This window comes from Neptunomonas sp. XY-337, assembly GCF_004959845.1.
Taxonomy (GTDB): Bacteria; Pseudomonadota; Gammaproteobacteria; order Pseudomonadales; family Balneatricaceae; genus Neptunomonas; species Neptunomonas marina.
This window is the reverse complement of sequence record NZ_SPLL01000006.1, coordinates 275,557-297,734: the sequence shown is the minus strand read 5'-3', so window position 1 is coordinate 297,734 and position 22,178 is coordinate 275,557. Positions and strand designations below refer to the sequence as shown.

At 48.2% G+C, this 22,178-nt stretch carries 17 protein-coding genes and 1 pseudogene; 3 read left to right on the top strand and 15 right to left on the bottom strand.

Annotated elements, in window-relative coordinates:
• Window positions 1-422: 422 nt before the first annotated feature.
• Together rhlB and dinG are read right to left on the bottom strand one after the other, a co-directional pair.
• A pseudogene (rhlB, locus tag E4L36_RS14780) lies at window positions 423-1,691 on the bottom strand (ATP-dependent RNA helicase RhlB); the annotation flags it as partial.
• 15 nt (window positions 1,692-1,706) lie between these two features.
• On the bottom strand, window positions 1,707-3,827 hold the full coding sequence (gene dinG / locus E4L36_RS14775) for an ATP-dependent DNA helicase DinG (RefSeq protein WP_136681240.1): 2,121 nt from the start codon (window positions 3,825-3,827) through the stop codon (window positions 1,707-1,709).
• A gap of 126 nt (window positions 3,828-3,953) precedes the next feature.
• Here dinG and lexA point away from each other — a divergent pair, with 126 nt between their 5' ends.
• Both lexA and E4L36_RS14765 read left to right on the top strand, forming a co-directional pair.
• Window positions 3,954-4,568, top strand: coding sequence for a transcriptional repressor LexA (lexA, locus tag E4L36_RS14770; RefSeq protein WP_206064596.1), 615 nt, complete (start codon window positions 3,954-3,956; stop codon window positions 4,566-4,568).
• Window positions 4,565-5,038, top strand: a complete 474-nt coding sequence (locus tag E4L36_RS14765) for a SulA-like leucine-rich domain-containing protein (protein WP_240770766.1) — start codon at window positions 4,565-4,567, stop codon at window positions 5,036-5,038. Before lexA ends, E4L36_RS14765 begins: the two co-directional genes overlap by 4 nt.
• Before the next feature lie 11 nt (window positions 5,039-5,049).
• Here the strand turns inward: E4L36_RS14765 and E4L36_RS14760 are convergent, their stop codons facing one another.
• From E4L36_RS14760 to topA, 3 genes are read right to left on the bottom strand one after another with little or no spacing between them, the layout of a single operon-like run.
• Complete coding sequence (locus E4L36_RS14760; protein ID WP_136681238.1) at window positions 5,050-5,310, bottom strand: ABC transporter ATP-binding protein; 261 nt, start codon at window positions 5,308-5,310, stop codon at window positions 5,050-5,052.
• Complete coding sequence (locus E4L36_RS14755; protein ID WP_136681237.1) at window positions 5,310-5,834, bottom strand: DUF6586 family protein; 525 nt, start codon at window positions 5,832-5,834, stop codon at window positions 5,310-5,312. The genes E4L36_RS14760 and E4L36_RS14755 overlap by 1 nt, the downstream gene beginning before the upstream one ends.
• Window positions 5,835-5,861: 27 nt before the next feature.
• On the bottom strand, window positions 5,862-8,513 hold the full coding sequence (gene topA, locus E4L36_RS14750) for a type I DNA topoisomerase (RefSeq protein ID WP_136681236.1): 2,652 nt from the start codon (window positions 8,511-8,513) through the stop codon (window positions 5,862-5,864).
• A gap of 199 nt (window positions 8,514-8,712) precedes the next feature.
• Between topA and E4L36_RS14745 the strand changes: the two genes are divergently transcribed.
• Entirely contained in the window at window positions 8,713-9,420 is a 708-nt protein-coding gene (locus E4L36_RS14745; protein ID WP_136681235.1) for a DNA topoisomerase I, read from the top strand.
• A gap of 32 nt (window positions 9,421-9,452) precedes the next feature.
• On the opposite strand, the gene E4L36_RS14740 is transcribed toward E4L36_RS14745, so the two are convergent.
• The 10 genes from E4L36_RS14740 to E4L36_RS14690 all read right to left on the bottom strand — a co-directional run bounded on the left by E4L36_RS14740 (window position 9,453) and on the right by E4L36_RS14690 (window position 22,139).
• On the bottom strand, window positions 9,453-9,911 hold the full coding sequence (locus E4L36_RS14740) for a GNAT family N-acetyltransferase (RefSeq protein ID WP_136681234.1): 459 nt from the start codon (window positions 9,909-9,911) through the stop codon (window positions 9,453-9,455).
• Window positions 9,912-10,062: 151 nt separating this feature from the next.
• Window positions 10,063-10,530, bottom strand: coding sequence for a GNAT family N-acetyltransferase (locus E4L36_RS14735; RefSeq protein WP_127693794.1), 468 nt, complete (start codon window positions 10,528-10,530; stop codon window positions 10,063-10,065).
• A 122-nt stretch (window positions 10,531-10,652) separates the two neighbouring features.
• Window positions 10,653-12,419 carry an ATP-binding protein gene (locus E4L36_RS14730; protein ID WP_136681233.1) on the bottom strand — a complete coding sequence of 589 codons (1,767 nt, stop codon included), beginning with the start codon at window positions 12,417-12,419 and terminating at the stop codon, window positions 10,653-10,655.
• Window positions 12,420-12,489: 70 nt separating this feature from the next.
• Window positions 12,490-13,923, bottom strand: coding sequence for an SEFIR domain-containing protein (locus tag E4L36_RS14725; RefSeq protein WP_136681232.1), 1,434 nt, complete (start codon window positions 13,921-13,923; stop codon window positions 12,490-12,492).
• A gap of 92 nt (window positions 13,924-14,015) precedes the next feature.
• Window positions 14,016-14,894, bottom strand: coding sequence for a DUF4145 domain-containing protein (locus E4L36_RS14720; RefSeq protein ID WP_136681231.1), 879 nt, complete (start codon window positions 14,892-14,894; stop codon window positions 14,016-14,018).
• A 531-nt stretch (window positions 14,895-15,425) separates the two neighbouring features.
• Window positions 15,426-15,902 (bottom strand): GNAT family N-acetyltransferase, encoded by a 477-nt coding sequence (locus tag E4L36_RS14710; RefSeq protein WP_136681230.1) that lies wholly within the window; start codon window positions 15,900-15,902, stop codon window positions 15,426-15,428.
• 354 nt (window positions 15,903-16,256) lie between these two features.
• Window positions 16,257-18,170 (bottom strand): DNA topoisomerase III, encoded by a 1,914-nt coding sequence (locus E4L36_RS14705; RefSeq protein WP_136681229.1) that lies wholly within the window; start codon window positions 18,168-18,170, stop codon window positions 16,257-16,259.
• A gap of 60 nt (window positions 18,171-18,230) precedes the next feature.
• A complete protein-coding gene (locus tag E4L36_RS14700) occupies window positions 18,231-19,589 on the bottom strand; it encodes a diguanylate cyclase (RefSeq protein WP_136681228.1) in 1,359 nt (452 codons plus the stop codon).
• A 211-nt stretch (window positions 19,590-19,800) separates the two neighbouring features.
• Window positions 19,801-20,664, bottom strand: a complete 864-nt coding sequence (locus E4L36_RS14695; protein ID WP_136681227.1) for a cache domain-containing protein — start codon at window positions 20,662-20,664, stop codon at window positions 19,801-19,803.
• A gap of 185 nt (window positions 20,665-20,849) precedes the next feature.
• The gene (locus tag E4L36_RS14690; protein ID WP_136681226.1) at window positions 20,850-22,139 is read right to left on the bottom strand and encodes a site-specific integrase; all 1,290 of its coding nucleotides are present in this window, start codon (window positions 22,137-22,139) and stop codon (window positions 20,850-20,852) included.
• Window positions 22,140-22,178 lie beyond the last annotated feature (39 nt).

Genomic DNA, 22,178 nt, shown 5'->3' with positions numbered 1-22,178 from the left:
GCTTCTTGAGCTTCTTGAGCTTCTTGAGCTTCTTGAGCTTCTTGAGCTTCTTGAGCTTCTTGAGCTTCTTGAGCTTCTTGAGCTTCTTGAGCTTCTTGAGCTTCTTGAGCTTCTTGAGCTTGATCAGATGGTGCCGCTTCTACTGTTTCGGGTGCAACCTCCGGCTGCGCGTTTGCATCAGTTTCAGCAACGGCTTGAGGCTCAGCAGTAGCAACTTCAACAGATGGCTCAGGCTGCTCAACAACCTCAGCAGCTTCAACGGCTGGCTCGCCAGATTCAACATCAGCGTTTTGCTCCGCTGCAGCGTCTTGCTGGTCGACTTTTGGTTTACGGCTACGACGTGGTTTCTTCTCAGCGCTATCCAAATCTGCCAGAAGCTCCTCCGATGGGTGAATACACTCAAGCTTAACGCCTGTTTCTGCCTCAATATCAGGGATCATGAACGAGTCATTCTCACACGCGAAGCAGATAGATGTCCCTTCCGTTCCAGCGCGGCCAGTACGGCCAATACGGTGCACGTAATCATCTGCATCTTCTGGGAGCTGGTAGTTCACGACATGAGTAACGCCATCAATGTGGATACCACGGCCTGCAACATCCGTTGCCACTAACACTTCGATCTTGCCGTTACGGAAATCTTCCAGTGTTTTTACACGTTTGTTCTGCGGAATCTCGCCAGACATCAACGCGGCTTTCACACCATCTTTCTTCAGGCGCTCAGCAAGATCGCGGGTTTCATGGCGACGGTTACCAAACACAATAACGCGCTCGATATTGTTAACGCGGATGTAGTTACGCAATAACTTGTATTTTTCGCTGCTAGAGACCAAGAAGACCTGCTGCGAGATATTTTCAGAGGAGCGCTGTTGCGCCTCGATCTCAATCTGCACAGGATCTTTCGTCCACTGGCGCGCCAAGTTCATGATATCGTCGGTAAAGGTTGCACTGTAAAGCAGCGTCTGGCGCTCTTCGCCTTTACGCGGCGTGTTACGGATAATTGTACGTACATCAGGGATGAAGCCCATGCTTAGCATACGGTCAGCTTCATCAAGCACGAGCACTTCAACGTTGTAGAGATCAACATCTTTGGAGCGCACGAAATCGATCAAACGGCCCGGCGTTGCAACCAAGATATCAACAACGCCCGATTTTAGCTGCGCGCGCTGTTTGTCATAATCCATACCGCCAACCAGCGATACCACTTTCAGTTTCGTATACTTACACAGTCCTTCAGCATCTGAAGCGATTTGCAGCGCTAATTCACGCGTTGGCGCGATAATCAGTGCACGAGGCTCACGCAAACGCTGATCATCTTCAAGTTTGTAATCGAGCAGGTCGGTGATGATGCCCACCAAAAACGCAGCCGTTTTACCGGTACCGGTTTGCGCTTTGCCGATGATATCGAGGCCAGCTAACGCAGGCTCAATCGTTTCGGCTTGGATCGGTGTGCAGTATTCGAAACCGAGATCGTGGATCGCACGCATCAGTTTATCGGGTAGATTAAAGTCGTGAAAACGCTTTTTACCTTCGACCTTCGCTACCACAAAGTCTGAAGGTTTCCAGCTGGACTCTTTCCTAGGCTTACGGGAGCGATTTCCGGAACGACGACGATCTTTACGCTCTCCCTTAGCCTTCTTGCTGGTTTCTGCGCTGACTGCTTCCTGAGATGTCTTATCTTTTTTGTCTTCCAACGTACTAACTCTCTTTTAACCTATTTCCCGACGAAACGGGGGTAATGAATCCAATAATTGACGGCCATAACGGCGCGTTACAACACGGCGATCTAACAACACGACCCGGCCGCTATCTTGCTCTGTTCTTAGCAGTCGTCCGACTGCTTGAGTTAAACGCACCGATGTTTCAGGAACGGTCCATTCCATAAATGCGTTTCCACCGCTCTGCTCTATCCACTCAGACATGGTGGCATCAACCGGATCATCCGGCACGCTAAACGGCAATTTAGTGATGATGACCTCTGTAAGGTAGTCCCCCGGGAGGTCCACACCCTCAGCGAACGACGCCAAACCAAATATAATACTCGGCGCATCATCATCCACACGTAGTTTATGTTGGCGAATAATCTCATTTTTGGTGAGATCCCCTTGCGCTAACACAAACCCTTTTAATCGTTCGGGCAACGCCTCTAGCACAGCGTACATCTGCCGCCACGAGCTGAATAATACCAGTGTTGCCCGTGCTTCGGGCAGGGTTTTATTCAAAAACCTGCTAACTTCTTCTTGATGCTCATCAGGCTTACCCGGATCACTGCTCATTGGCGGTATCATTAGGGTTGCCCGCTGCTGATAATCGAAGGGGCTTGGGAGCCTCTCGCAAGTAACATCCGCGGGAAGACCCAGCTCATCGATAATCCGGTCAAAGCGCCCTAACGCTGTCATCGTTGCTGATGTGAGCACCGCGCCAAACGCGTGCTTCCAGAGGTTTTCCTGCAGCGTCGCCGCAGCTGACACGGGGCTGCTTTGGCAATCAAAGTCGCGACCATCAAGCGATTCGCGCAGCGAGATCCAACGCGCCGTCGGTGCGCTACCTTCTGGGTCAGGTGTTGCGTAGCTTTTATTAAGTGCATAGATCGCTTGTGATCGCAGCCATATCTGGCCGACACGCGGATACCAGCGCTCAGCCACATCCTTGCTGATTTCGGGAACACCACCATCTAGCGCTTCTTTCAGTACATCCAAGATCTGCTCGGCCTTGAGCATCCACTTTTCGGTGGCAAACGCCATTTGTTTAGCTGTTTCGCTGAGCTTTTCAGGAATAAGCCCCTGCGGGAAACGGAAACGCTCAGGCACACTTTCTTGGCCATCAATCAACATCAGATGGAGCGTAGTGTTGAAGCCATCCAAAAAGCTCATCATATCAACACCCGGCTGGGCCATCTTTTCTAGATAGTTAGTGATAACGGGGTGATGATCTGTTTCGTCTAACAGTTGATTGAGCTGCTTTTCCGATCCTTTCAGCCACTTTTGCGTCGCCTTAATCCGCATACTGTAGGAAAAGTGGCCAATGGCCTTCGAGGCAAGGTGGTGTGCCTCATCGAAGATATAGATGCTGTTTTCTGGCTCAGGCAGAATAGCACCGCCGCCCAAGGAGAGATCAGCCAAAACCAAGTCGTGGTTGGCAACCACGATATCGGCTTTATCCATGGTGTCGCGCGACTTGTAGAACGGGCACACCGAAAAGTTGCTGCAACGGCGGTTGGTACAACGGGTGTGATCGCTAGTCAGCGGATACCATAGGGGCTCGTCTAGCTCTTGTTCTAAGCTGTCACGATCGCCATCCCATTCACCTGCGGCAAAGCGGTCTAGTAGCTGGCGATATAACGCGATGACACCGGCATCCAGCTTCTGATCAACCTCGTCCTCATACAGCGCCATCTGACCTAACTCATCTTGAGAGATCAGCAGTTTCTCCGCCTGTGAAATACAGAAGTAACGCCCTCGCCCCTTAGCCAGTACGTATGACACATAACCATCAACTAGCTTTGCAGCCTCTGGGAGGTCTTTATTGATCAACTGCTCCTGCAAGGCCACGGTGGCCGTTGAGATCACAAGCGATTTACTGCGTGCTTTCGCAATGGGGATGGCACTCAGCAAATAGGCCATCGTCTTGCCGGTGCCAGTACCGGCCTCGATCACGCACAGATGGTTTTCGCTGGTGCGCTCTTTCTTGTCGCCAAAGCTGATACCACCCAACGTACGCGCCACCGCCGCAATCATCATCTTTTGCCCATAACGGGGCTTCAAATCATGTTGCTGCAAGAAGGTGCGATAGCTTTGCTGGATGGTTTGTTTTAGATCGTCGCTTAACAAGAGAAAACTGCCCTATTTAATCGTGCGGCGATCATACCAATTTACTGGATATATAAACAGAGAAATGACTTTACTTGACTCACTTGCTGTATATAATCACAGATACTGTATATAAAAACAGGCACGATTATGAAGCTCACAAAAAGACAGTCAGAAGTTTTAGCATGTATCCGCGAACACATCGAAGCCACCGGATACCCGCCAACACGCGCCGATATTGCCAAGACACTCGGCTTCAAATCTGCCAATGCAGCAGAAGAACATTTAAAAGCGCTCGCCCGCAAAAACGCCATTGAAATCATCCCCGGCACCTCGCGTGGTATCCGCATTCCCGATCTTGAACAACCAGACCAAGGATTGCCGATTGTTGGCCGCGTAGCTGCGGGCTCTCCGGTGCTGGCGCAAGAGCATATAGAAGAGCATTGCACCATCTCATCCGACTTCTTTCATCCACCGGCGCACTATTTGCTGCGGGTCAAGGGCACGAGCATGAAAGATGTCGGCATTATGGATGGAGACCTCCTTGCTGTTCATCAATGCACCGAAGCAAGAGAAGGCCAAATCGTTGTCGCGCGTATTGGCGACGAAGTAACAGTGAAGCGCTTCCATCGCGAAAACCACATGGTCTATTTGATTGCAGAAAACCCTGAGTTTGAACCGATTGAAGTCGACCTACGCGAATCGGAGCTATCGATTGAAGGGCTAGGCGTTGGTGTTATACGCCAAGGAAGTGAGCCATGATGGAGCAGCTGCCGTTTATCATGAGCGAGGCGCGGGTTAAAAAACCTGCGCGCGTGGCGAATACTCAGATCCGCCGTAAACCCATCAAAGCAAAAAACGACACCCGCTACGGAAAAATTACGGAAATCATCACCGCAACAACCAACCTAGACGATGTACCATTTTTAATGCCATTGCTGGCACAACTCAGCGCTGATGATCGTTGGTTTGCTTGGATTGATCCACCAAAAGACCTGCCGAAAGAGATGCTGATTGAGGCAGGTATAGACCTAAACAAGGTGATCTTGCTTCACCCATCAACAAAAAACAGCGCACTCGATTTGGCGGCCAAAGCCCTTCGGGCTGGCACCTACCATGCAGTTATCAGTTGGCAAGGCGCTATTACAGAAAACGAGATTAGCGCGTTAGAAGCGTCGGCCACTGCGGGCAGAAGCCATGGAATTTTAGTGCGTACGCGCCGTACACACTAAAAGTCAGCGGGTCAATGGATGACCGATGGCATGGGAGGCTCGGATGCTTTCTCAACCTCTTCAGATAAATCAGACATAATCTGCGCACCTGCAACCAACATCAGCCGCGCAAGCTCTTCAGACTTTCCACTTAAGTTGGTTTTCACCTTCTCGGATATATTCAACGTCATCAGCGGTGTTTTTTCACCCGCTTTACGCATGACATAATCACCTGATTCGAGCTTTACAATCTCCAACACCGTTTCCGGCTGGTCTACATCACTACTATCCATTACCACTCTTGCATTCCGGCGCGTAGCCGCTCAACTAAACCTTGGAACTCACCAAACCAGCGTCGGTACTCGGCTAGTATGTCCGAATCCTCTGCGTGGTCTGGGTTTATTTGCATGACATGAATCTCAGATACGCTCACCGTATCGGAGGCGGCCTTACGCTCATCAGATGCGAGCCAACACGCATCATACGCAGCGAGCATCTTATGCAGCCAACTGCTTTCATTCGCCTCTAGATTGTGCAGCTCGGCACGCTCTGGCGATTCTTGGCCAGACGCTTCAAACTGCGCTTCTAGGTCGGCAATCGTGTTTACAGCTGCCGGACTAAAACGATACTTCTCTGCAATCTCGCGCAAGAACGCACCATAGGCGGACGCCAAGTGAAACAACACCGATTCGTTGTATGACTCAACCTCTGCATGCTGGCTCCAGCCGGTCGATTGATGAGCGCGCTCCAGTGCTTCTAGGTGCAACCGCACAAAATGTAATTTTTGGTTGGTTCTTGCTAAATATAGATCGCTCATCGTCTCTTCCTTTGCGTTACAGCGCCATCACTTTTTCTTCGCTTTAGCCTTAGGTTTCGGTTGCTCAACCACCCAAGCACCCTCTTGATAGAATGCACGCCAGCCGGTTGCTTTGCCATTGACCTCAGTCATCACATACTGCTCCTTTGTCTTGCGGCTATAACGTACGATCGTTGGATTACCCTCGGTATCGTGCGTTGGCGCGCTAAACAAGAACGCGTACTTTGGATCAATCTCGCTCTGGTGCGGTAGTAGCTCAGCAATTTTAGGCGCACGCGTCTCGCGGTTACGCGGGAACTGGCTCGCTGCCAAGAACAGACCTGATGCACCATCACGCAGGATGTAGGTATCTTCTACCTTTTCACAAGCCAGCTCTGGCATCGGCACTGGGTCCATTTTTGGTGGCGCAGGCTCACCATTTTTCAGCAGTTTACGCGTGTTCTTACACGCTTCATTAGTACAGCCGAAGAACTTACCAAAACGGCCATTCTTGAGCTGCATCTCGTTGCCGCATTTATCACACTCGATAGACGGACCATCATAGCCTTTGATGCGGAATTGCCCTTTTTCGATCTCATAGCCCGAGCAGTCGGGGTTATTGCCACACACATGGAGTTTGCGTGTTTCATCGATGAGATAACTATCCATCGCACTGTCGCAGATGTGGCAGCGGCGTTTGTTGATCAGGATGCGAGATTCCTCTTCATCATCACCATCTACGCTAACCACCTCATCGCCCGGCGTGAGATTAATAGTCGCCTTGCAACGCTCTTTAGGCGGCAAGTTATAGCCTGAACAGCCTAAGAACACCCCGGTACTGCCGGTACGGATCATCATATGGCGGCCACACTCTGGGCAGTCGATATCTGTATCCGTTGGCGTGTTAGGGCGCATTCCATCTTCACTGCTCTGCGCCTCTTCCAGCTTGCGGGTAAAGCCTGCGTAGAAGCGGTTCAGTAGCTCGCGCCATTCAGCCTCGCCGTGGGCGATATCATCAAGGGCATCTTCCATACGGGCTGTAAAGCTGTAGTCCATCAGATCGTTGAAGTTTTCGTTCAAACGCTCTGTCACGATATCGCCCATTTTACAGGCGTAGAAACGGCGGTTTTGGACTTCAACATAACCGCGATCCTGAATCGTCGAGATAATAGACGCATATGTCGATGGGCGGCCAATACCTCTTTTCTCAAGCTCTTTAACTAAGCTTGCTTCTGTGTAGCGAGCGGTTGGCTTAGTGAAATGCTGCTTCGGCTCAAGATCAGATAACGTGAGAATTTCGCCGGATTTCACATCCGGAAGGATGATATCTTCATCACCTTTGCCTTTGCTCGGCATCACTTTGGTGTAACCGTCAAAGCGCAGAATACGGCCCTTTGTGGTTAGCTCGTAATCGCCAGCCTTCACGGTAATTCGGGTACTGGTGTACTGAGCTGGCGTCATTTGGCACGCCAAGAACTGACGACGAATCAGGTCGTATAGGCGCTCTGCGTCGCGCTCCATGCCTTTTAGGCTGACCGGCTCAATAGAAACATCTGATGGGCGAATCGCCTCGTGGGCCTCTTGAGCGCCCTCTTTACTGCTATAACTGTTCGCTGTCTCTGGCAGGTACTTACTACCGAAGTTATCGCCAATATACTCACGGCAGGCCGCAACCGCTTCTGCACTAAGGTTGGTGGAATCGGTACGCATGTAGGTGATATAACCCGCCTCGTAGAGGCGCTGGGCCATCATCATGGTCTTTTTAACGCCAAAGCCCAAACGCGTGCTTGCAGCTTGCTGTAGCGTTGATGTGATGAACGGCGCAGATGGTTTGCTGCTGGTTGCGCGGTCGTCACGGCTGACCACTTCCAGTGTTGACTGGCGCAACTGCTCTAGATGCTGCTGTGTCTCTTGTTCAGAGGTTGGACGAAACGCCTTACCCGCGTTTTTGGCAACCTGCAGGCGCAGCGCATCTTTCTCTTGCGTTTCAGCACCGGCGTGTACTTCCCAGTACTCTTCTGGGATAAAGGCACGAATCTCTTTCTCGCGCTCAACAACCAGCTTTACAGCAACCGACTGTACTCGCCCAGCCGATAGGCCGCGAGCAATCTTTTCCCACAGTAAAGGCGAGAGCATGTAACCCACCACCCGATCCAAAAAGCGACGGGCTTGTTGAGCGTTAACATGGTGCATATCCAGCTCGCCTGGATCATCAAACGCTGCCGTGATAGCCTTTTTGGTGATCTCGTTAAAGACCACACGACGGTAGCGCTCATCATCACCACCAATCGCCTCGCGCAGGTGCCACGCGATCGCTTCCCCTTCGCGGTCCAAATCGGTCGCGAGATAGATAGTGTCGGCATCTTTTGCGAGCCGTTTTAGCTCATCAACAACCTTCTCTTTGCCCGGCAACACTTGATAGTGCGCTTCCCAATCTTTTTCTGGGTTAACGCCCATCCGTGCAATCAGCTGCTCTTTCGCCTTTTTGGCTTTATAGACAGCTTTCTCGTCGGGTGACATCTTACGCGTTAACGCCGCTTGTTTAGCACGAGCTTTAGGGTCGCTCTTTTGTGCACTGCCGCTGGTCGGCAGATCACGGATGTGGCCCACACTGGACTTAACTACATACTGGTTACCAAGGTACTTATTTATAGTCTTGGCTTTTGCGGGTGATTCCACAATTACGAGTGATTTTCCCATCGGGTCGATGTCCTCGGGCTAAACGGCGATACAAAAACAGCGAGCATATATAGGGGCTTAGCGCCCTTCGGTCAAGCAAGTCTGTCAAAAAACTGATTTACTATTATAATCTATGACCATTAAGTTACTTTTCAAGCGCTGGGACAGATTGAATAAAAAATACTTTTTATTCAACCACTTGTGATAGGTTATATCGTATATGTCTGAAGAAAATCTAATCTATCTGCTTATAATAGCCCTTATTGGCTCAATTGCTGTATCGGTGAGCTACTTTATTACCCGCCGAGAAACCAACGCGCGCAACGTTTCTAACCGCCTGCAATGGCTTGGCAAACAGACGCTACACTGCTTAGAAGCGATCAGTATGCTCAAAGCAGCAGGCTGTATGCCGGAACTGCTGGATAGGCTGAATCGCCATGCGTTACGCTATATCGAAGAGATCAGCACACTCGCGCCTGACTCAGACCTCATGACCCAAGTGAACGCCCAGAAAGAAACCGCCGACCGCATGACACAAGGGCAACGGGGCTTCACGAGTGATCGAGACCTCAAGCGCTTCCAGATCTATGTGAACTACACAGAGAATCTACTTAAAGATATGGTAGAAAAAAACGAGCTGCCCTATGCGCTCGGCTCCAGCTACGCCAAAGAGCTCTATTGGTTGAATATTCGCGTGGTTGCTAACGCGCACGTTAGCCAAGCGAATCAACTGCTAACACAGAATGATAAACTGACTGCCCTATCCCACTATAAGCACGCTAAAGCCGTTTTGGTGCGCGCGATGGTGCCACCGAAACAGAAACAGCCACTGATCGATGAGATCCAGCCCCGTATCCTTGAACTTGAACCCAAGAAAATTTACCGTGGCGGCGCGCTCGAGGACTCATTAGACAGCTATTTAGGCTAACGTCCCCAGAGGTGCGTTAAAGCCAAACTGAATTAATCCGCTTTTACCTCACGCAGGTTAAGGCTTAACGCTTGATAACGCAGCCCCGACTCAACCGCCACAGTGCCCACTCTCTTAAAGCCAAACCTCTCATAAGCGGTCACGGATGAGAGTGATGCTTTTACCGTGACTTCATCCTTTTTTGCAAACCCAAGCACTGCATCTAACAAAGCGCGGCCAATACCGAGGCGCTGTGCGCACGGCTCGACAAAAAACATCGCGATATGCTGCCCCGCTTTAAGCTCAACCACCCCAACAACAGATTGATTCCTTTCAGCAACCAAGATCACATGACCTTGCGCCGCACGCCGGTTAAAAGCCTCTGGCTCTGCTATCGATTTAAAGGTAACAACTCCCTCTTGGGATAACTCAGGCGCAACCGATTTCATAAAAGCAGCCATACAGACGTTGCTAACAGCGACAGCATCGCCAGCTACCATTTTTCTGATCATTGATACGTCTCCGATCTGACTATATGAGGTGTCTACTGAGTTTGGGTAACTCGGCGGCCTAACGCCAGGCACAGCGGAGAGGTACAATGGCGGCTTTGGTACGAACAGCACAAAAGGTGACAGTTTTGCCGAGTCCGTCTGCTGCCGCTTGTTATGCGACTTCATACTTCATTTTGTAACCGCCAGTAATTTCAAAGCCATTAGACTTGTAAAAGCCGACTGTACGATCGAACTCTGGTACTGGTGGTGTACATAACTCTAGGCGCTTCCATCCTTGCTCTTTCGCGAATTCTACAATCGCTTGGATAAGAAATTTCCCAATCTCTTTTGATCGATATTCTGGAGCCACGTAGAATTCTTGAATTATTCCAAATTTTCCCTCGGCATAGAGCGAGTGACTTTCACAGATAGCACCAAACCCAACGATTTTATCCTCATCAAATGCGGCCATTACATGATAAATGCCATTCGACACATACTTTTCACATAGGTCTATCGCTAGAGGAACATCAACATCGAAATGCTTAATGCCAGTTCGCTCAATTATTTCGTTCGTTAGACAAACTGCCAATTTGGCGATTTCTTCTGACTGGGACTTATCAATAATCTTGTACTTCATGCGATCTCAAATCCTTCTCCCGCATAACGCTGCGATTAGGGGTGGACAAAGGATGGCGGTGTTTTTTCTGATGAAAAAACGGTGATAGCTTTTGGCCAGTCGGTTGCAGCGCCTTGTTATGGCTAGCTTGCACGGAAGGACTCCAATTGGTCTATTAAATAGAGCAAGTCTTGTGGTATTTCATCTCTTTGAAACTCATCAATGATTTGAACATCGGTTAAGTTTACCTTGTAATCTTCCTGTACTGCATTTCTGAGCACTCTTAATGTATTTTTCCCAGGCACTATTCCCATTCTTGTATTGATATTTGCCCATATCCCTTCAAACACTTCAATAGCTTCTCTACTAATGGTACCTGTATCAACGCTGCTCCCTTGATGGTGAGTAATTCGTTTAGCTATATATTGTGATTGAGCATCTACTTTAAGTTCACTTGTAATTTCTTCTAAATAATCGGCGATATTTTTATCAATACTTATTTCTTCACCAGATCTGCGCTGTCTATTTTCAATCTGCTTTTCTAAAACTCTCTGAAGAACTGGCAATACAAGAAAGTAATTTTCCATTTCTTTTCGTTCGTGAATATGCGCATGAGTGAGCTCAGCCTGTAGGCTTTCTAAAATTTCTCCTATTTCTTCTTGGCAGTAATAATCTCGATCATAGACTGCAAATAGTTTCATATTTGCATCTATCGTGTTTTTCACTCCCCAAGCGAATGATTTAATTTTTTCCCAAGATGAAAACCCACCTGATTCGAATGCTGTTAGGTTATTGCCTGAGGCTAAATCATGAAGATCAAGGTTCTTAGCAAACCTTCTCACGGATTTGTAATCACTCATCCCTTCCACGAATAGAATCTTCTTAGTTCTAGCCAAATGAGTCAGTGTAACATTTTGCGCGGAACCTAGAGCCTCAAGAGCTACTTGAACTCCTTCAATATCTTTGAGCCTTTTAGCTGATCGTGCACCTTTATTAACCAATAAAATTTCTGAAGGGTCAGCTTCTCCCATTATTTCGACAGAGTGAGTTGCGAGTAGCACATCAGATTCCAGCCCTCTAAGAATACTGAGCAATTGACGCTGTACATCTGGGTGAAGATATATCTCGGGTTCATCTATAATAACAATGCTTGCATCACTCGACCTTGATAGGTGAGTTAAGAGCTGGCACCAAATCTGAAATCCAAATCCTGCCCAGTAAACCTCACGATCAATTCTATCCTCAGAGACAAACATACTTAATTTTCTGTTAGGTATATCTAATTCAGGCTTGCTTATCCGCATTTCAGGCCAAGTTGATGCGATCATTTCAGAAAAATCATCCCACCCTTCATCAAAATAGTGCCAATAATTTCGGAAGTGTCTACAAGCTCTATGCGTGTTTAAGGAATTTTTAACTGTATCCTCATTTACATATGCTTCCTCATGCTCAAGAGGACCCAGAACTGGAATGACTTGAATATTTATTGGGAAGGCATTTCGAAACCGACCGGGAGTATTTACTCCGCTACCTTCATTTTCCCAGTGCAAGATACAACCACCTTCACTAGGGAAATATAAATAAAGCTTATTTCTATTAGTTAACCTAAATTCAATTTTACTATCTTCTGAGTTGTAATCCGTAGCCACATTTTCTAGAGAAACACTAATTTGTTGCTCAGGTACTCTATGGCCAAAACCAGTACTCCCACTTGGTAAAGGTACTCTTTCCGCTTTTAGCCTTCGTGCCTTACGAAGAGCTACGTCTAGGATTCTAAAAGCACTAATTATTGTTGATTTTCCAGCATTATTAGGCCCAACTAGAATGTTAGTTTCATTGAAACTTACAGAGTAATTCCTTAATGCCTTAAAATTTGTAAACTTTACTGAACTAATTCTTACTTCAGACAAACTGAACTCCGATTTCTATAAGGCCATAACGCCGCGTTCACCGGCTAGTCCGGTGCAACGCTTTGTTAGCTCATTTAAGTGTGTCGATTTTATCCATATTCATGGAAGACCAAAAATTTCTTTCAAAGTGAAAGTTATACCACCCATCGGTTCTAAGTCGTTGATGTCCTTCCTTAACTTTTTCTCTAAGTTCATCTGCAGAAGCTATTCCAGTAATAGTGGACAACTTATTGAAATTCTTATGCTGAGCAGCTCTGATGAAAAATGGATATCCTTTACTATAAGATGCGTAGTGCAGTGTTTGAGGATACCAGCGAGTTTCCGGTGTTATAAAAGACATCAAGAGCACTATCAATTCAGCCTGCATAACGTCTGCGAAAGGAATGTCTTCTCGATCTGCTTGGCGCTTCAGCAATTCTGCTGCAGGAGCATGTAACTTTCTTCCTTCTGGGGCTAATATTTGTAGGGTCTCTGAATATCCATAGAAGCAATCAAACCTTTCAAAATTTTCTCCTCCGTAGCTATCTGAAGAAGGCATAAGATAATGAGAGGTGAAAACCTCATGTAAAACGCTGTAAGCCCCAGTTTTAAGTAGGGCTGCAACTATATATAGGAATGTTTCGTATACAAAAACCGAGTGAGCTTCAAACCATGAATCATTCCAACTATTGATTTTCGGCGGCCTAGATTTTAATTCCCGCAGCTTTTCAAGCACTTCCACTAATGCTTCGGAGAACTCTGCCTCTTCACAAACTTCACTTTCTAACAAAATCCAATCGCAGATGTGATCTCTTATCGGTTTTAGTTTTCCGCAGTCTTCCAAAACCTTTTCACCCATGGATGTTACATCTGGACGTTCTCTGACTCGCAGCTTATCTGCATACGAAATGCAAGCATCAACAAAATCTCGCCTGTAATGCTTTATTCCTTTTTTGTCTTGCAAAAGTGCTTGTTTAAGAGAATTGAACTTCGCAAAGGCTTCACTTGTAGGGATGGGCGTATCGCTAGTAATAAAAGCTGGTGCCTTTCCTTTTTTTGGCTTCACATGCTGAGGCTTGCCATACAGAAGACGAACTAATTGCTCCCAGTTTTCATTTTCGGCTTCTGAGCTTGAGAAATTAATCCACATTCGTGATTTCATAAATGTGGGCAAAATTGGCTCCCCATCATCTCCAAACGAGCACACGATTGGTATAAATTTGGATTGCTTTACTTTTGCATACACTTCACTCGATATAATCTGCGACTCTGTCCCAACACCGGCCTTCCTCGCATCAGCTTTTTCTGCATATGCGTGGTCGCATATAACTAGTACATGAGTAACTTCAGGGTCAGTTACCATGGTCTCCATAAATGCGTATTTGTCATCACCTTCTTTTAAGTCATAAATATCTAAAATGACATCCACGCCATCGGCTACAAGCCTATCAGCCCAATGCTTGACCAGCTCTTGGTGTGATTGATCCGTCCAGCTATATGAAATAAATACTTTTGGTTCATCCATAAAATCGATTCTTCGTTTAGAGCTTACGCCTTGGGTAAGCTGCCGGTGCAGAGCGCAGCGTAGTACCGGTCAGCTTCACCCATTTGTTAACTTCATACAACAATGTAGTGCTGAAGATCGTTCTTAGACCCCTGATATTTATCAAGTTTTCCCTTGGCTAAATACGTGATATTTCCAGATGCAACCTCGTTCAACAATTCCGCTTCTAGAGTGGCGACAGATTCTTTCACCCTTCGAATATCTTTCCCTAAAATCGCTTCTAGCGGGAGTTCGTCACCCGCGTTCAGAATTTTGACCTTCTTTTCCAGCAATGCTTCAAACTTAGAAAACTCAGAAATCGTCGTATCGATCTTCCCTTCGACTTCTTCTTCCAAAATGTAAACACTCGAAAGTAGGTGTTCCACAATTTTCAATGCGACTGACAAATGCTCCTTTTTCGGCTTTTTCATCTCATGGGCGGCGTCATTTCCCATGAAACGAATACCATGCAGTCGCTCTGCATCCTTGCGAGAGATATTTCCAGCAGTGGCCAACTTGGAAATCCTTACTTCTAAATTCCGACCTTTTATACCCAAATCATTGCAGACCGCCTCCACAGTACCACGAAGCCCGAGACCAGCGAGTACAGGAGCATTCTCCTGAAAAGCTAGCAAAACCTCTCGATAAACCTTGCCCACGAGATCTGGAAGGCAATAGTCGCCATCTAGGTTGCGGTGCCCCTTAATAAACTTAGGATATACATCGATTCGAGTTGGAACTTCCCATTCGTTGTCATAGAGTTGATATGCTGACTCGATGTCTTCGAAAACTTCTCGGAAAGACTTCGTATTACAACCTAAACACTCCACGATCTGGTAAATATAATCACAAGAATATTCCTCCATGTAAGATTCAGTGTGCTCAGAGAGGACCCCGTGATTGGTATCTTGCCCGCAGGAACGACAATAGCTTTTTAATTTCTTGGTCGTCATTCGAATGTTTAATCCCGAAAAGTTAACGCCCAAAGCAGCGGCGCGCGTTAGTGCGTCCAGCCCGCAGGGCGATGCTGCCTTTGCTTGTTATGTTTTTACGATATAACACTGAGCTAAAACCTCGAATTGACCAACAGCGTTAAAGTTGAATTTGTAATGTTTTATATTCTTCAGGGCCAATTTCACCTTGTTTTCGATGAAGCTCTAGCCATTCAGAATTTTCAATCTCGTAGCTACAATCGTCACGCTCGTTGCGTTAGAAAAAATTCGGCCATCTGCCACTTGAAGGCAATAGCATCACCAAAGAAAACTTCTACGTCGTTTTCCTGCCCAATCTTTAAAACGCAGAGTTAAATCTCCATTCTCTTGCTTAATTTCAGGGTACTCAGCATCAGCTGTGGAGAACCCTGGCTCTATTTGATTCGCTATCTGCATGGTGGTTTTGAAACATAACGCCGCACACAGGGGCGGCCAAATAAGCGCAGCGTTTTGGACGTCCCAGCGACCAACGTGAGCGACTGCTGTGACTTGTTAAATTGCATTATTCTCCACCCTTAGGTGAATCAGTGCCACCCGATCGCCATTGTAATCGACCCGTTGCTCAATATCGTAAGGCAGGAAGCCTAACTTGGGGTAAAAGAGCAACCCTGCTGCGTTTCGGTTAAAACATGACACGGAAACCGCCTTCGCGTAATGCTTCTCAAACCCCAACGTGACCATATGCTTAATCAGACAACTGCCCACTCCGGAACCTCTCGTATCAGCCGCTACTACAACGTTACCGATTGAGCACAGCCCTTCTTCCCACCGGTAAAAATTTGCGAACGCAACAACACGCCCCTCGACTTCCACGACAGTTGAGTCAGAGCGCTTTTTAATACTCTGGCGTACCTCCGCTTCCGAAAGTGGGAAAACTGCTCTAGGGAAGCAATAAAAAAGCTCTTCTCGTGTACTTGGAAGCCTACAGATATCGGAAATATCGTCTTCCGTTACTTCGCGGAGGTGCATAATTTCCTTCCATGCAATTTAACAGCCTGATTATGACGCCACGCGGCATCATAATAATTATTTAAATGATGTCATTTTATTTTTCTGACTTTTGGGCTAAATTTTTAAACCATTGTTTTAAAAGGGTTTAAATCAACACCATCAGCTTCAGAAAAAATAGAGTGGCAGGTTCTCGCTTTGCGAGGCTTAAAAAACGGCAGGAAAAATAGGTTGGCTATCCATACAGGTAAAGGCGATCTTTCTTATGGCTCAGCTTCCTGCTTTCAAGCAACACGATCTACGCGTTTACTTGCCAGAACACTAATAAAACAGTACATCGCGGGTGTCTGCGATGGCAAGGCCTGTTTTTAGGCATTACGCTTTCTTTTTAGTAGCTCTTCTTTTTCTCTTAGAGTTTTTAGGTTCCACCGCTGGCAGGTGGCGCAAGGACTCGGGAACATCGCCCGCTTTCAACTGCACCACAATGGTTTCAACCTGCTTGACCAGCCCATCCATGAAGGGTTGATAGGCGTAGCCACGCTCAGCCATAGAGTGCAGTTGGTGCTCCCAGTGGGCGGTCATATCGGGATAGGTAGATTCTGATGGTAAGGCATGAATCAACCCCCGCCCTGCGGCGGTGCTTTTGATAAGCTTACCAGCACGCGTTAACAGTTTGCGCTTTAATAGCGTTTCAATAATGCCTGCTCGTGTTGCTTCGGTGCCTAAGCCATCGGTCTCTTTGAGAATCTTTTTCAGCTCTTTGTCGGCAACAAATTTGGCGATTCCGGTCATCGCTTGTAGCAGCGTTGCTTCGGTAAAGTGCTTGGGCGGCTCTGTTTTACGGTCTTTTATCAAGCCTTCGGTACACGTCAGTTCCGCCCCCTTAGGTAAGGCCGGCACGGTATTATCGTCTTTATCTTGGGCATCTTTGCCCAGCAGCGCTTTCCAGCCGGGCTCAATTAGCACGCGCCCTTTGGCGATAAAGCAGCCCCCCGCAATATCAAAGATCAGCTTGGAGTCTGCGTACACCGCCGCTGGGTAGAACTGCATGATGTACTGGCGTGCAACTTGTTGGTAGATGTTAGCTTCGTGAGTTGATAAACCACTTAACGACTGCTTTTTAGGGGTTGGAATAATCGCGTGGTGGGCATCCACTTTACTATCATTCCAAGCTTTTGAGCGTAGCGTTTGATCAGCCCCAGCAACCGCCTGCGCCAATGTAGCCTCATTGTTAGAGACGGCACCAAGCACTGCGCTGGCTTGCTTAAAGTGCTCTACCGGCAGGTGCCGGCTATCAGAGCGCGGATAGGTGATCAGCTTATGCTTCTCATACAGGGATTGGCACGCATCCAATACCTGCTGCGCGCTCATACCAAAGCGTTTCGCCGCATCAATCTGTAGGGCCGATAACGAATACGGTAGTGGCGGCGCTTGTTTACTCTGCTTCTGCTCAGATGCCGTGACGGTAGCCAACTGGCCAGCTATACGTGATGCGACATTCTCAACCAACTTACGGTTAAGCACTCTGCCCTCTTCATCCTGCCAAGGCTGACATGCTTCGCTGGGTTGCCAGCGCGCTAAAATAGGGGCTTGTTGATACGGAATAACAGCATCTAGGGTGTAGAAGTCCTTCGGGACGAAGTTCTCTATCTCTTCATCGCGGCGCACTACTAACCCAACCAACGGCGATTGTACGCGGCCAACCGATAATACGCCTTTATAACCGGCCTTCTGCCCCAGCAGCGTGTAGCCGCGAGACATGTTCATCCCGTATAACCAGTCAGCTCTTGAGCGCGCCAATGCAGATATAGATAACGGTATAAATTCGCGATTGCTGCGCATCTGGCTAAGCGATGTTTTAACCGCTGGCAAGTTCAAGTCGCTAATCAGCAGGCGCTGAATCTTATCTTTCTTGGCCTTACTAACGCGGCAATAATCGATCACCTCATCAACAAGCAACTGGCCCTCGCGATCAGGGTCACCGGCGTGCACAACTGTATCAAACTCTTTGAGTAGCTTACGCACAACGCTCAGTTGCTTCGCTGCTTCCTTACGTGGTTTGAGCTTCCACTTGTCAGGAATAATGGGCAGATCATCAAGGTTCCAGCGCTTGTATTTTTCATCGTAAGCATCGGGTTCAACCTGCTCAAGCAAGTGGCCAATACACCAGGTAACCACATCGCCGTTGCCACAGCGGATAAACCCTTGATCTTTCTTTTGCGGGCTCGGTAAAGCCGCAGCGATCGCGCGGCCAAGGCTGGGTTTTTCTGCAATAAAAAGGCGTGGCATCTGAAAACCTAAATGCGTATATCGAGATCAATAAAAACGGCAGTTTGCTAAATAGCTGATTTAAGTACGCGCACGACTACGAATAATCTTATCTTGTGGCTCAGACTTGTGTGTAACCACGCGATTACGCCCAAGTTTCTTGGCACTGTAAAGCGCGACATCGGCTAAGCGCACTAAGGCTTCTTCGCTGCGCTGGTCTCGCGGCGCGCAAGCCACACCCACCGATAGCGTGATCGCCCGCTGACACTGCGGGCTGTTTTTAGACTCGCTCTCAACCGTCTTGATCAATGTATTGAGTTTTGACTCCGCCTCAGCTTTTGTGGTGTTGGGCAGAATCAACATAAACTCTTCACCACCGTAGCGCACCACAACATCGCGCGCGCGCGTGTTCTCGGTTAGCACCTCTGCAACTAAGCGCAGCGCTTTGTCACCTTCGGGGTGGCCGTAGGTATCGTTGTACTGTTTAAAGTGGTCGATATCGATCATCGCCACCGCAACTTCATACTTCTGCGCAACAGCGGAGCGGATCTCTCGTTTTAGCGTGTTACCTAGGCCGCGCCGGTTTAAGAGCCCCGTTAACGCATCGCGGTTAGATGCCATACTCAGCTCAGCACGTAACTGCGCGTTGTAAAAGTGCAGCCCAAGTGTATTACAGACACCGATAATCAACTTCTCATCATCTGTAGAGAGCAGTGGCTCTTGCGGTTTATCGGAGCGGATATGCAGCACACCAAATTGCATATCGCGGCAGAATATGGGGTAACAGGCAACGGACTTAATTGTCGTTAGGTTGGCTTGATCACACATCATCATCTGTGTGGAGGAGCGATCTTTGTAGGCCTGCCCTTGGCGCAGCACCCAGCAGCTCTCGATATCGATCTCGGTGTGGACACTCTCTTTGTGCTCGCCCCAAGCGCCTATCAACTTCCAGCGTTTAAACTCGCGATCAGCGAATAGCACGCCTACCGTATACTCCGGAAGAATGGTGTTGAGCGAGCGCACAGCGATCTGTCGCAACTCTTTTAGGGAGCTGGCACCGGCAAGGAAATCCCCCATGCTGCGGATCTGTTCGAGGCGTTTTGTCCGCTGCAGCTCGCTCTCGATAATCTCATTTTTAGTCGCTGTTAGAATGTGCGCGTGCTCTTCTGCAAGACGGCGCTCCTCAACCTCGTTCTGCATTTTAGCCAGTGCATCGTTGAGCTCTTCATGGGCCGCTTGGCTGTCTTTCCAAAGCTCAACAACATACCAAAGCAACACCAAACCGGTTAAACCCAGTGCTAACGGCAACGCGGACAACGGCGCAAAAACTAGCTCGCTCATCTTGATCCAGAGCTGGCTGCCATCAACAACGTAAATACCGATAAACAGCACACTAAAGAGACCTAAGATCAACGGCAGGTCATCACGGTTTTTTTTCATTCTTATCCTACAAACATCGGGAACAGGACAACTAAAACAGCCTAGAAGTTGGCTGCACTCGTGTAATTAACTATTTGATAATAGGCAGAAGTTAAGTTCGATTAGCCCCGCTATCACGTGACAAGCGCGGCGCTAAAACACTCACAACAGCTTAAGAAGTTTAGCAACAAAAAAGGCAGCTTTCGCTGCCTCTTGCAAAGATGGGTGCTAACTATTTCTGTTTCAGCTTTTTAAAGATCACCAGCAAGCTCTTCTGCATACGTTTTACCGCGTCTGCCAGTTCGCCAATCTCGTCGTTAGACTCCACGTTGATCTCTGTATCCATCTTACCCAAGCTCATCTGGCGAGCACTTTCAGACAGCTCACGGATCGGTTTTACCAAGGCGCGGTTCGAGATCCACAGGTTCACAGCGATAATCACCAGCAGAATAACCAGCCCCACCACCAATGATAAAATCGTCGTCGCTTTTACCTTGTCGTCAATCTCACGCTGGCGGCGCTCAATGACTAGGTCAATATCGTCGATATAGAAGCCCGTACCCAGAATCCAGTTAAACTCAGGCAGATCGACAGCATAGGCCAACTTAGGCGCTGACTGCTCGATAGAGGGTTTGCGCCACATATATTCGACATAACCGCTACCATTACGTGCTGCACGGATCAGCTCTTCGATGAAGCGCACGCCGTTCTCATCCTCAAGTTCGAGCGTATTTTTCCCCTCAAGGCTGATTTTGATCGGCTGAACCTGCGTGATGCCATCGTATGCGATCGCGAAAATATAGCCATTGTTGCTGCCATAACGGATAGAGCGCAACACCGCATCAACCTTCTGGCGCACAACATCTTCAGGTTGATCGCTTTTGATGATCGGCAGGATGGATGTTTTCACAATCGCTAAGTAATTTTTCAGCGACTCTTTTTTGGCTTCCATCATCGTCTGACGTACTTGTACGATCTCCGCCTCACCCAATGAGCGGATTTGCGCAATCGAGATAAACAGCAGCGCAACCAGTGTGATCGTCAGGGGTAGAACTGTAAGTAAAAGGATCTTATGTTTTATTTTTAAATTTTTCACCGAACGCTCCTTCGGGGCGAATATCCTTGAAATGTGGAGTCCTCCACACCATTCAGCCAAGGTCAAGGTTTTGTAGTTGGCCAGCCGACATTCTACTGAAAAACGATGACAACAAAACTAAATAACCGATCTTTTTCAAAGACTTTGGCTTCATTACGACTAATAGCCTAGTGCCGCGTATCTGATCAGCGCAACGCCTCTAAACGATCAATCGGTTTGCCCGCAGCCGACTCGTGCCGCTCCACCTGAGTCGTGTGCAGATAGTGGGACGTGGTATCAATACTGTCGTGACCGGCATCGGCTTGCACATGCGCTAACGGCCGCTGGTTTAAGTTAATATCATGGGAGATGCCGGTATGCCGAATCGCGTGTGGCGTCATATTTCGGACCTCTTGAGCATCCTCGTAAAGCCCGTCGTGTGTTAGGCGATCAGCAGTGCGATTAAACAAGGCGCTGATCTCATCACGCAGGTGACGAATCCCCAAGTTCGCGTTTTTAAGGCCTGCATCTCGTCCTCGGCCACTCGCTCGGTGGCGCACAAACAATGGCGTATCATCATTGCGCGTGGGTAAGGCTGTTAAGCCTAAAAAGCGCCGATAACGCTTCAATGCTGCCAGCATAGAGTTCGATAACGCCACGGTGCGCGATTTCCCGCCCTTACTGGCCGGAATAAAGAAACCCCAAACGCCGGTGTGGTTATCACGGCGGAACAGCCCCATCACCGGCGCGAAGCCGGGCCGCGCCGACACTTCAGAGATCCGCAGGTAACAGCTATACATCAGCGCGATTAAAAACAAGGTGCGCTCGTGCAGTTCCGGTTCTTCTGCCGCGAGCTGCTCGGCGGTTTCAACAATATAAGACCACTGCAACTCGCTAAACGCCTTGATCTCGTCCGGCGGTGATTGATCGACGATGCCATAAGCGGCCTTAAAGCGGCCGTTCTTTAAGAGCACCATGGCCGGATTGATCTCGGTGTAATCAGCCTCGATGAGAAAATTGAAAAAAGAGGAGAGAATCGCAAGCTTCGTCTTGAGCGCACGTTCAGTAATTTGATACGGCGCCTGCACGCCATCTATCCGCGGACCGCGAAAAGGGCGCCATGCAGGATTTGGCATACGCTCCTTCGTCGTTTTGCAGACGATAAACTGCGGTACATTGTGATACCCCACCAGCGCTTCGGGTGGCGCCACACAAAACCGGACATAACGCATCAATACGCGGCGGGTTATTTCAGCAACGGAACACTGCTCAACCTCAAAGGCCCACAGTAGAAATATCGTCACTTCACTGCGGTAGCTTTTGAAATTGTTCTCGCTAAAGCGCTGCTCAAGTAGCCACTCATACGCCAGCTCATAGGCTAATAACGCATCATTCACACGGTTCATCGCCACCTGCGTGAGATAACGATTTACTTGTTCGTTGCCCTCCTCTACATGCGTTGGGCTGTCAAACAATGGCTGAAAAATATTCGACATAAAGCCTTTTAAAACAGTAAATTAAATGCACTTTATTAT

What these genes read in the sequence shown, in the direction of transcription:
- E4L36_RS14765 (WP_240770766.1), top strand. Translation starts at nt 4,565, where the DNA reads ATGATGGAGCAGCTGCCGTTTATCATGAGCGAGGCGCGGGTTAAAAAA.
- E4L36_RS14760 (WP_136681238.1), bottom strand. Translation starts at nt 5,310, where the DNA reads ATGGATAGTAGTGATGTAGACCAGCCGGAAACGGTGTTGGAGATTGTA.
- E4L36_RS14755 (WP_136681237.1), bottom strand. Translation starts at nt 5,834, where the DNA reads ATGAGCGATCTATATTTAGCAAGAACCAACCAAAAATTACATTTTGTG.
- topA (WP_136681236.1), bottom strand. Translation starts at nt 8,513, where the DNA reads ATGGGAAAATCACTCGTAATTGTGGAATCACCCGCAAAAGCCAAGACT.
- E4L36_RS14745 (WP_136681235.1), top strand. Translation starts at nt 8,713, where the DNA reads ATGTCTGAAGAAAATCTAATCTATCTGCTTATAATAGCCCTTATTGGC.
- E4L36_RS14740 (WP_136681234.1), bottom strand. Translation starts at nt 9,911, where the DNA reads ATGATCAGAAAAATGGTAGCTGGCGATGCTGTCGCTGTTAGCAACGTC.
- E4L36_RS14735 (WP_127693794.1), bottom strand. Translation starts at nt 10,530, where the DNA reads ATGAAGTACAAGATTATTGATAAGTCCCAGTCAGAAGAAATCGCCAAA.
- E4L36_RS14725 (WP_136681232.1), bottom strand. Translation starts at nt 13,923, where the DNA reads ATGGATGAACCAAAAGTATTTATTTCATATAGCTGGACGGATCAATCA.
- E4L36_RS14720 (WP_136681231.1), bottom strand. Translation starts at nt 14,894, where the DNA reads ATGACGACCAAGAAATTAAAAAGCTATTGTCGTTCCTGCGGGCAAGAT.
- E4L36_RS14710 (WP_136681230.1), bottom strand. Translation starts at nt 15,902, where the DNA reads ATGCACCTCCGCGAAGTAACGGAAGACGATATTTCCGATATCTGTAGG.
- E4L36_RS14705 (WP_136681229.1), bottom strand. Translation starts at nt 18,170, where the DNA reads ATGCCACGCCTTTTTATTGCAGAAAAACCCAGCCTTGGCCGCGCGATC.
- E4L36_RS14700 (WP_136681228.1), bottom strand. Translation starts at nt 19,589, where the DNA reads ATGAAAAAAAACCGTGATGACCTGCCGTTGATCTTAGGTCTCTTTAGT.
- E4L36_RS14690 (WP_136681226.1), bottom strand. Translation starts at nt 22,139, where the DNA reads ATGTCGAATATTTTTCAGCCATTGTTTGACAGCCCAACGCATGTAGAG.